7 protein-coding genes and 1 pseudogene are annotated in these 10,178 nt (G+C 72.6%); 7 read left to right on the top strand and 1 reads right to left on the bottom strand.

Going from position 1 to position 10,178, the window contains the following annotated elements; genetic code table 11:
- From IE108_RS31095 to IE108_RS31065, 7 genes and pseudogenes are all read left to right on the top strand, one after another.
- Positions 1–505 (top strand): annotated as a pseudogene (locus IE108_RS31095) (alpha-1,4-glucan--maltose-1-phosphate maltosyltransferase); the annotation flags it as partial.
- Complete coding sequence (treS, locus tag IE108_RS31090) at positions 502–2,220, top strand: maltose alpha-D-glucosyltransferase (RefSeq protein WP_064726243.1); 1,719 nt, start codon at positions 502–504, stop codon at positions 2,218–2,220. The pseudogene IE108_RS31095 and the gene treS, both read left to right, overlap by 4 nt.
- Positions 2,221–2,248: 28 nt before the next feature.
- Positions 2,249–3,610 (top strand): maltokinase N-terminal cap-like domain-containing protein, encoded by a 1,362-nt coding sequence (locus IE108_RS31085; protein WP_064726244.1) that lies wholly within the window; start codon positions 2,249–2,251, stop codon positions 3,608–3,610.
- A 3-nt stretch (positions 3,611–3,613) separates the two neighbouring features.
- Complete coding sequence (glgB, locus tag IE108_RS31080) at positions 3,614–5,836, top strand: 1,4-alpha-glucan branching protein GlgB (RefSeq protein ID WP_064726245.1); 2,223 nt, start codon at positions 3,614–3,616, stop codon at positions 5,834–5,836.
- A gap of 72 nt (positions 5,837–5,908) precedes the next feature.
- A complete protein-coding gene (locus tag IE108_RS31075; RefSeq protein ID WP_064726246.1) occupies positions 5,909–7,000 on the top strand; it encodes a glutamate--cysteine ligase in 1,092 nt (363 codons plus the stop codon).
- Between the two features lie 132 nt (positions 7,001–7,132).
- Positions 7,133–9,043, top strand: a complete 1,911-nt coding sequence (locus IE108_RS31070) for an AMP-dependent synthetase/ligase (RefSeq protein WP_064726247.1) — start codon at positions 7,133–7,135, stop codon at positions 9,041–9,043.
- Between the two features lie 159 nt (positions 9,044–9,202).
- On the top strand, positions 9,203–9,637 hold the full coding sequence (locus IE108_RS31065) for an ATP-binding protein (RefSeq protein ID WP_064726248.1): 435 nt from the start codon (positions 9,203–9,205) through the stop codon (positions 9,635–9,637).
- A 23-nt stretch (positions 9,638–9,660) separates the two neighbouring features.
- On the opposite strand, the gene IE108_RS31060 is transcribed toward IE108_RS31065, so the two are convergent.
- A complete protein-coding gene (locus IE108_RS31060) occupies positions 9,661–10,113 on the bottom strand; it encodes an ATP-binding protein (RefSeq protein ID WP_064726249.1) in 453 nt (150 codons plus the stop codon).
- Positions 10,114–10,178 lie beyond the last annotated feature (65 nt).

Below are 10,178 nucleotides of genomic sequence, written 5' to 3'. Positions count from 1 at the left end.
CTACAGCGGCTACGAACTGTGCGAACACACCCCCCTGCGCGAAGGCAGCGAGGAATACCTCGACAGCGAGAAGTACCAGCTCAAAGCCCGTGACTGGGAGGCCGCCGCCCGCGAGGGCCGCACCATCGCCCCCCTCGTCACCAAGCTCAACACCATCCGGCGCGACCATCCCGCGCTGCACCGGCTGCGCAACCTCCGCTTCCACCGCACCGACAACGACGCGCTGATCGCGTACAGCAAGCGCCTCGGGAACGACACCGTCCTGGTGGTCGCCAATCTCGATCCGCATCGCACACAGGAGGCCACGATCTCCCTCGACATGCCGCAGCTCGGCCTGGACTGGCACGAGACCGTGCCCGTCCTCGACGAACTCACGGGCGAGACCTACCACTGGGGCCGGACCAACTACGTGCGACTGGAGCCCGGCCGGGCCCCCGCCCACGTCTTCCACGTCCGCCTGCCGTCCGTCGCAGCGCCCCAGAACGGAGGGTCAGGAGCGTCATGACCGTCAACGAGCCCGTGCCGGACACCTTCGAGGACACTCCGGCCAAGGACCGCGACCCCGACTGGTTCAAGCGAGCCGTCTTCTACGAGGTCCTCGTCCGCTCCTTCCAGGACAGCAACGGCGACGGCGTCGGCGACCTCAAGGGCCTCACCGCCAAGCTGGACTACCTGCAATGGCTGGGCGTGGACTGCCTCTGGCTCCCGCCCTTCTTCAAGTCACCGCTGCGCGACGGCGGTTACGACGTCTCCGACTACACCGCCGTCCTCCCCGAGTTCGGCGACCTCGCCGACTTCGTCGAGTTCGTGGACGCCGCCCACCAGCGCGGCATGCGCGTCATCATCGACTTCGTCATGAACCACACCAGCGACCAGCACCCGTGGTTCCAGGAGTCCCGCAAGAACCCCGACGGCCCCTACGGCGACTACTACGTCTGGGCCGACGACGACACCCAGTACGCCGACGCCCGCATCATCTTCGTCGACACCGAGGCCTCCAACTGGACCTACGACCCCGTCCGCGGCCAGTACTTCTGGCACCGGTTCTTCTCCCACCAGCCGGACCTCAACTACGAGAACCCGGCCGTGCAGGAGGAGATGCTGGCGGCGCTCAAGTTCTGGCTGGACCTCGGGGTGGACGGCTACCGCCTCGACGCCGTGCCCTACCTGTACGCGGAGGAGGGCACCAACTGCGAGAACCTGCCCGCCTCGCACGCCTTCCTCAAGCGCGTCCGCCGCGAGATCGACGCGCTGTACCCGGACACCGTGCTGCTGGCGGAGGCCAACCAGTGGCCCGAGGACGTCGTCGACTACTTCGGCGACTACTCCGCGGGCGGCGACGAGTGCCACATGGCCTTCCACTTCCCGGTCATGCCCCGCATCTTCATGGCGGTGCGCCGCGAGTCCCGCTACCCGGTCTCCGAGATCCTCGCCAAGACCCCGTCCATCCCGTCCGGCTGCCAGTGGGGCATCTTCCTGCGCAACCACGACGAGCTGACCCTCGAAATGGTCACCGACGAAGAGCGCGACTACATGTACGCGGAGTACGCCAAGGACCCGCGGATGCGCGCCAACATCGGCATCCGGCGCCGCCTGGCCCCGCTCCTGGACAACGACCGCGACCAGATCGAGCTGTTCACCGCGCTGCTGCTCGCCCTCCCCGGCTCGCCGATCCTCTACTACGGCGACGAGATCGGCATGGGCGACAACATCTGGCTCGGCGACCGCGACGCGGTGCGCACCCCCATGCAGTGGACGCCGGACCGCAACGCCGGCTTCTCGACCTGCGACCCCGGACGGCTCTACCTGCCGACCATCATGGACCCGGTCCACGGCTACCAGGTGACGAACGTCGAGGCGTCCATGGCCTCGCCGTCGTCGCTGCTGCACTGGACCCGCCGCATGATCGAGATCCGCAAGCAGAACCCCGCCTTCGGCCTCGGCACCTACACCGAACTGCCCTCCTCCAACCCCGCGGTGCTCGCCTTCCTGCGGGAGTACGAGGACGACCTGGTGCTCTGCGTGAACAACTTCGCGCGGTTCGCCCAGCCCACCGAACTCGACCTGCGCGAGTTCGCCGGACGCCACCCGGTGGAGCTGTTCGGCGGGGTCCGCTTCCCCGCCATCGGCGAGCTGCCGTACCTGCTGACCCTCGGGGGCCACGGCTTCTACTGGTTCCGGCTCACCCGAGTCGCATCCCGCATCGGCCGCCGCGCTTGAGCCTGGGCCGAGGAAAGGACGCGTCACCATGCCGAAGACCGCACCCCTGCGCCCCAGACGCAGGCAACTCGCCGAGCCCATGGCCTCGCTCGGCGAGCTGCTGCGGGAGTGGCTGCCGCGCCAGCGCTGGTTCGCCGGCAAGGACCGGCCCGTGGCCGAGCTGGGTCTGCTGTCCATGACCGAGCTGTTCCCGGGCTGTCTGCACCTCCTGGTCCACACCGGCCAGGACGCCGTGCCCGCCCCGGGCGGCGCCCCCTCGGCCGGGGACTGCTACCAACTGCTGCTCGGCGTGCGCGAACAGCCCTCGCCGCGCCTGGGCCGGGCGGTCATCGGGCAGGTGCGGGACGGTCCGCTCGCCGGGCGCACCGTCTACGACGCGCTGCACGACCCCCGCACCGCGCAGCTCCTCCTGGAACGGCTGCGGCACCCCGGCAAGGCGGGTCCGCTGCGCTTCGAGTCCGACCCCGCGCGGCCGGTGCCCGGCGGACTCGCGCCGCGCCTGCTGGACGCCGAGCAGTCCAACACCTCGTTGATCTACGGCGACGAGTTCATCCTCAAGCTGTTCCGGCGCGTCCAGCCGGGCGTCAACCCCGACCTGGAGGTGCCGGACGCGCTGGCCCGCCAGGGCTGCGGCCGGGTCCCCGCGCCGGTGGCGTGGATGCGCACGACACACCCGTACGAGGCGACGCTGGGCGTGCTCCAGCCGTTCCTGCACGACGCCTCCGACGGCTGGACGCTGTCCCTGGACGCGCTCGCCGCCGGGGACGACTTCACCGTGCAGGCCCACGAGCTGGGGCAGACGATGGGCGACGTGCACCTGGCGCTGGCCTCCGCCTTCCCGGCCGGGCCGCCCGGGGAGAACGACCGCACGGCGGCGGCGATGACCGAGCGGCTCAACGCCGCCGCGCACTGCGTGCCGGCGCTCCAGCCGTTCGTACCCGGACTGCGGGCCGCCTTCGCCGCGCTGACCACCTGCGACTCTGGGCCGCCCGCCCAGCGCATCCACGGCGACCTGCACCTCGGACAGGTGCTGCGGGCCGGCCGGGACTGGTTCGTCATCGACTTCGAGGGCGAGCCGTCCCGCCCGCTGGCCGAACGGCGCAGCGCCCACTCCCCCGTCCGGGACATCGCGGGCATGCTGCGCTCCTTCGACTACGCCGCCCGGCAGCGGCGCCCGTGGCGTCCCGAGTGGGCGCGCCGCTGCCGGGAGGCGTTCTGCGCGGGCTACGCCGCCCGCGCCGGATGGGACCCCCGTAAGAAGCACGGCCTGCTGCGCGCCTACGAGACGGACCGGGCCGTGTATGAGGTGCTGTACGAGGCCCGGCACCGCCCCGACTGGCTTCCCGTACCCATGGCGGCGATCGAACGACTCGCCGTGAGAGGAGACTGACCCGTGGCTCTCCGCGACACCTCACTCCCCGAGCCGTCCGCGCCCGTCCCGGCCACGCCCGGCACGTGCGGCGGCGCCCCGCCGCTCGACCCCCACGACCGGGACCGCCTGCTGGCGGGCGCCCACCACGATCCGCACGCCCTGCTCGGCGCCCACCCGGTGGCCGGCGGGATCGCCTTCCGGACGCTGCGGCCCTTCGCCCGCGAGGTGGGCGTGGTCGTGGACGGCGAGCGCCACGCCCTCGTGTCCGAGGGGGACGGTCTCTTCTCCGGTGTCCTGCCGCTGTCCGCGATCCCGGCGTACCGCCTGGCCGTGGCCTACGAGGAGGGCGAGCAGGAGACCGAGGACCCCTACCGCTTCCTGCCCGCGCTCGGCGAGCTGGACCTGCACCTGATCGCCGAGGGGCGCCACGAGGAGCTGTGGCGGGCACTGGGCGCGCAGCCCATGCGCCACGAGGGCGTGGCCGGCACCCGGTTCACGGTGTGGGCGCCGAACGCCCAGGGCGTGCGGGTGGCCACCGAGTTCACGCACTGGGACGGCACCGCGTTCCCGATGCGTTCGCTGGGCTCGTCCGGGGTGTGGGAGCTGTTCCTGCCGGGCGTGGCCGAGGGCACCAGGTACAAGTTCGAGATCCACTCGCGGTACGGGCACCGCTTCCTCAAGGCCGACCCGATGGCCCGCGCGGCCGAGGAGCCGCCCAACACCGCGTCGGTGGTGACCTCCTCGCACTACGAGTGGGAGGACGCCGAGTGGATGCGGACCCGGGCCGCGACGCCCGTCCACGAGGCGCCGTTCTCGGTGTACGAGGTGCACCTGCCGTCCTGGCGGCCGGGGCTCACCTACCGCGAGCTGGCCGAGGAGCTGCCCGCGTACGTCAAGGACCTGGGCTTCACCCACGTGGAGCTGATGCCGGTCGCCGAGCACCCGTACGGCCCGTCGTGGGGCTACCAGGTCACCGGCTTCTACGCGCCGACCGCGCGCCTCGGCTCCCCCGACGACTTCCGCTTCCTGGTCGACGCGCTGCACCGGGCCGGCCTCGGCGTGATCATGGACTGGGTGCCGGCGCACTTCCCGAAGGACGACTGGGCGCTGGGCCGCTTCGACGGGGACCCGCTGTACGAGCCCGGGGACTCCCGGCGCGCGGAGCACCCGGACTGGGGCACGTACACCTTCGACTTCGCCCGGACCGAGGTGCGCAACTTCCTGGTGGCGAACGCGGTGTACTGGTGCGAGGAGTTCCACATCGACGGGCTGCGGGTCGACGCGGTCGCCTCGATGCTCTACCTGGACTACTCGCGCGACTCCGGGCAGTGGGAGCCCAACCAGTACGGCGGCCGGGAGGACCTGGCGGCCATGGCGTTCCTGCAGGAGATGAACGCGACGGTCTACCGGCGCTGCCCCGGTGTGGTGACCATCGCCGAGGAGTCGACGGCGTGGGGCGGGGTGACCCGGCCCACCGACACGGGCGGGCTCGGCTTCGGGCTGAAGTGGAACATGGGCTGGATGCACGACTCGCTGGAGTACGCCGCGCACGAGCCGGTGCACCGCAAGTACCACCACCACGAGATGACGTTCTCGATGGTGTACGCGTACAGCGAGAACTACGTCCTGCCGATCTCCCACGACGAGGTCGTGCACGGCAAGCAGGCGCTGGTGTCGAAGATGCCGGGCGACTGGTGGCAGCGGCGGGCCAACGTGCGGGCCTACCTCGGCTTCATGTGGGCCCACCCGGGCAAGCAGCTGCTGTTCATGGGCCAGGAGTTCGCGCAGGGCGCCGAGTGGTCGGAGAAGCACGGGCCGGAGTGGTGGCTGCTGGACGAGGGGTACCACTCGGCGGCCGACCACCGCGGCGTCCAGGACCTGGTCCGCGAGCTCAACACCCGCTACGCGCGCACCCCGGCCCTGTGGCAGCGCGACACCGACCCGGCCGGCTTCCGGTGGGTCGCGGTGGACGCGGCCGAGGACAACGTCTTCGCGTTCCTGCGGTTCGACGCGGCCGGCGCCCCGCTGCTGGCGGTGTCGAACTTCTCCCCCGTGGTGCGGCACGAGTACCGGCTGGGCGTTCCGGACGAGGCCGTCGCCTGGCAGGAGGTGCTCAACACCGACGCCGAGGAGTTCGGCGGCAGCGGGGTGACCAACCCCGACCCGGTCAAGCCCGAGGACGGCGGCATCCGCGTCACCCTGCCGCCGCTCGCCACGGTCTGGCTGGCGCCGTACGCCCTGTGAGACGACCAGGTGTCCGACCGGCTGCCCGGGGCAGTCGGTTGGTCCCGGGAGCCCACAGAGAGGCGGCACCACGTGCGCACCGTCGGAGTGGAGGAGGAACTCCTCCTGGTCGACCCCGTGACCGGAGAGCCACGGGCGCTGTCCGCCGCCGTGCTGGCCAGGGCGTCGCTCGACGACGCCGAACAGGACGTCTTCGAGAAGGAACTGCACGAGCAGATGCTCGAGTTCGCCACCCATCCGCAGGCGGACATGGAGCGGCTGCACACGGAGATCGTCCGCTGCCGTGAGGAGGCGGGCCGGCACGCCGGGGGCATCGGGTGCGCGGTCGCCGCGCTCGCCTCGTCGCCGTTGCCGGTCACCCCGTCGATCGGAGTGAACCGCCGCTACGAGTGGATGGCCGACCAGTACGGCGTCGTCGTCCAGGAGCAGCTGGTCCTCGGCTGCCACGTGCACGTGTCGGTCGGCTCCGACGAGGAGGGCGTCGCGGTCATCGACCGGGTGCGGCCCTGGCTGCCGCTGCTGACCGCGCTGAGCGCGAACTCCCCGTTCTGGCAGGGGGAGGACTCCTCGTACAGCAGCTACCGCAGCCGGGTCTGGCAGCGGTGGCCGTCGGCGGGGCCGACGGAGCTGTTCGGTTCGGCCGAGCGCTACCACCGCCGGGTCGCGGACATGCTCGCCACGGGCACGATCCTCGACGACGGAATGGTCTACTTCGACGTCCGGCTCTCCCCGCGCTATCCGACGGTCGAGTTCCGGGTGGCGGACGTCTGCCTGGACGCCACGACCGCGGTCGTCCTCGCCGCCCTCGCCCGCGCGCTGGTCGAGACCGCGGCCCGGGAGTGGCGGGCGGACACCGAGCCGGCGGGGCACAGCGTGAGCCTGCTCCGCCTGGCGGCGTGGCGCGCGGCGCGCTCCGGTCTGACGGAGGAACTGCTGCACCCGGCGACGATGCGGCGGATGCCCGCGGCCGCGGTGGTGCGGGCGCTGGTGGAGCACGTCGAGGAGGCGCTGGCCGACCACGGCGACCTCGACCGCGTGCGCGAGGGCGTCGAGACGCTGCTGCGGCACGGCAACGGTGCCCGGGTCCAGCGCGAGCTGCTGGAACGGACGGGCAGCCTGCGCGAGGTCGTCACGGCCTGCGTGCGCCGGACCCAGGCGGCCTGAGCGGAGATCACCGGGCGGGAGCACTTCTGCCGTCCCGGCCCCCCGTCGCCCGGGGCTCGGCTAGATTCCGAGCACCGCCGGCCACGGTGCTCGTGGGTGGTGTCACCGTCCGTACACGTCAGGAGCCAGCGTATGCGCGACCTCGCGCCCGCTCCCGGGTCCGTCCCACCGCTGACCGGCGGGCTCGCCGACAGCCTCTTCGAGACGGCCGCCCGCACCCCGACGCTGCCGATGCTCGCACGTCGGCGCGGCCCCGGCTCCCCGGTGTGGGACGAGGTGACGGCGGTGGAGTTCCGCGACGAGGTGGTCGACGTGGCCAAGGGGCTGATCGCGAGCGGCGTCCAGCCCGGCGACCGGGTGGCGATCCTGGCCCGTACCCGGTACGAGTGGACGATTTTCAGCCACGCCCTGTGGACGGTGGGCGCCGAGGTCGTGCCGATCTATCCGACCTCCTCGCGCGACCAGGTCGAGTACATCCTGCGGGACGCGGGCTGTGTGGGCGTGGTGGTCGAGGACGAGCAGAGCGTGATGACCGTCGGGTCGGTGTGCGCGTCGCTGCCGGCGCTGCGCCACGTCTGGCAGCTGGACGCGGGCGCGCTGGAGGCGCTGGTGGCGCGCGGCGAGTACCTCCCGTTCGCCACCGTCGACTCGATGCGCCGCATCGTGCTGCCGGACTCCACCGCGGTCGTCGCCTACACCTCGGGGACGACGGGCCGGGCCATGGGCTGTGCGCTCAGCCACCGCGGGCTGGCCTCGCCCTGCGACACGCTGATCGCGGGCTGGGGCCGCACGGTGGCACCCGAGGGCGAGCAGGGCGCCGTCCTCGCCTACCTCCCCTTCTCGCACGTGTACGGGCTGATGGTCCAGAGCCTGTGCGTGCGCGCCGGGCTGCTGATGGCGCACGAGCCGGCGATGACCGGCGACGCGCTCGCCGCGGCGCTGCGCTCCTTCCGCCCGACGTATCTGTACGCCGTGCCGTCGGTCCTGGAGAAGATCTACAAGAACTTCCTGCGCACCGCCCAGCAGGCCGGTCGCGGGGCCCTGTTCGAGCGGGCCGCCGGTACGGCGCGGGACTTCGCGGCGGCGCTGGAGCGGCAGCGGCTCGGCAGGGGCCCGGGGCCCGGCTTCGACCTCCGCCTCCAGCACGCGCTGTACGAGCGCACGGTGTACCGGAGACTGCGGGGCGCGCTCGGCGGCCGGGTGCAGCGGGCCACCTCGGGCGGCTCGCCGCTCAGCCGCGAACTGTCCCTCTTCTACGAGGGCATCGGCGTCTACGTCCACGACGGCTACGGCCTCACGGAGACCAGCGGCGGGCTGACGATGCAGCCGCTGGGCCGGGAGAAGTCGGGCACCGTCGGGCAGCCGCTGCCCGGCGTGGAGATCCGGGTCGCCGACGACGGGGAGATCCTGGTGCGCGGGCCGTCGCTGTTCCAGGGGTACGTCGGCGACGGGGCCGCCACCCGCGAGGTGATGCGCGGCGGCTGGCTGGCCACCGGCGACCTCGGCCACCTCGACGACGAGAACTACCTCGCGATCACCGGGCGCAAGAAGGACATCATCATCACCAGCGGCGGCAAGAGCGTCGCCCCGTCCGCGCTGGAGCAGCGGCTGCGGATGCACCCGCTGGTGCACCAGGCGGTGGTCGTCGGCGACAACCGGCCCTGCGTCGGCGCGCTGATCACGCTGGACCCGGAGTTCCTCGTCCACTGGCGGGCGGCGCTGGCCGTGCAGGGGGAGACCGCGGCCCGTGAGGCGCGGGAGGAGAACGCGCTGCGGGAGGAGGTCGCGCGGGCCGTCGCGGCGGCCAACAGCGCGGTGTCGCGCTCGGAGTCCATCCGGGTCTTCCGCGTCCTGCCGGAGCCCTTCGACGTGGCCAACGGACTGCTCACCCCGTCGATGAAGCTGCGGCGGGACGAGATCGTGCGGACCTACGCCCTGGAGATCGACGCGATGTACGAGGCGCGCTCGTACCGCCGGCCGGCGCAGGAGCCGCCCGAGGAGCCGCCCGGCTGGGAGGAGACGGAGAGCGTGTTCCTGCGGTGACCCCGCGACCGGGGGTGACCGCTCCCCGACCCCCGGTCGCCGGCCGCCGGGCTCGGGATTCGGCGCGACTACCCTCGGCCGTCTCGGGAACTAACAAACGAAGGGAACACGAAGGAAGGACGACGCCCGGCCGGTGCCGGCCGGGCCGGGGAAGGCGAGATGGCAGCCGAGTCGCGTAGGGACAGGACACTGGCTTCCGAGGAGATCACGAACCGCACGGCCAGCTTCACCGGGGAACTGCACAACGTGACCGGCGCCCGGCTGGTCGCGGAGGAGTTCCTCTACGACCTGGCGCGTGCGGCGCCCCCCTCGGCGCCCGAGCACTGGGACGACATCCTGCTCGTCGTCACCGAACTGGCGGCGAACGCCGTGCAGTACGCCCCCGGGCCCTTCCAGCTGCGGCTGCGGCGCACCTTCGACGGTGTGCACGTGGTCATGCACGACACGAGCACGACCGAGCCCGCGCCGCGCCCCTTCCACCCGAGCAACGGCGGCGGCGGCATCGGCTGGCACCTGATCCACACCCTGTCCGACCAGGTGAGCGTGGTCGCGGGCGAGCGGGGCAAGGACATCCACGTCTTCCTGCCCTGGTGAGCCGGGCCCGGGCGGGCCGGGGCTCAGCCGGCCGCGTGCCGCAGCGGCACCAGCACACTGATCGTCTTGCCGCCGCCGTCCCGCAGGTCCACGGCGATGTCCCGGGCGAGGCGGGCGACCAGCGGCCAGCCGTAGCCGCCGCCGGGGTGCGTGGTGGGAAAGGCCCGCGCGGCGCGCGGCACCACCGGGCTGTTGTCGTGCACGGCGATCCACAGTCCCTCGGGCGTGGGCCGGGCCTCGAAGCCGGCCAGCCCGTCGCCGTGCCGGATCGCGTTGGTGACCAGCTCCGAGACCACCAGCAGCAGGTCGATGACGTCCTCATCCCGGACCGCGCGGCCCGGTTCGCCCCAGTGGGCCCGCGCCACCGTCTCGGCGTACGCGCGTGCCTCCGCCGCGCCGGCCACGCCGCCCGGCGCCGGTGCGCCGAGGGGCGCGACGCCGGACGAGGCCGTGGTGATCCCGTCGCTTGGTTCCATGTCGTGGGTCCCCGTTTCCGCGTGTCCGCGTGTCCGCGCGAGCTGCGTGTCCGCGTGTTCCGCGT

Source organism: Streptomyces parvulus, from assembly GCF_014648855.1.
Lineage (GTDB): Bacteria > Actinomycetota > Actinomycetes > Streptomycetales > Streptomycetaceae > Streptomyces > Streptomyces parvulus.
The sequence above is the reverse complement of the archived record's forward strand: the minus strand, read 5'-3'. Positions and strand labels throughout refer to the sequence as shown.

Excerpts from the sequence above, each read along its gene's own strand:
- treS (WP_064726243.1), top strand. The coding sequence starts at position 502 with ATGACCGTCAACGAGCCCGTGCCGGACACCTTCGAGGACACTCCGGCC.
- IE108_RS31085 (WP_064726244.1), top strand. The coding sequence starts at position 2,249 with ATGCCGAAGACCGCACCCCTGCGCCCCAGACGCAGGCAACTCGCCGAG.
- IE108_RS31070 (WP_064726247.1), top strand. The coding sequence starts at position 7,133 with ATGCGCGACCTCGCGCCCGCTCCCGGGTCCGTCCCACCGCTGACCGGC.
- IE108_RS31065 (WP_064726248.1), top strand. The coding sequence starts at position 9,203 with ATGGCAGCCGAGTCGCGTAGGGACAGGACACTGGCTTCCGAGGAGATC.
- IE108_RS31060 (WP_064726249.1), bottom strand. The coding sequence starts at position 10,113 with ATGGAACCAAGCGACGGGATCACCACGGCCTCGTCCGGCGTCGCGCCC.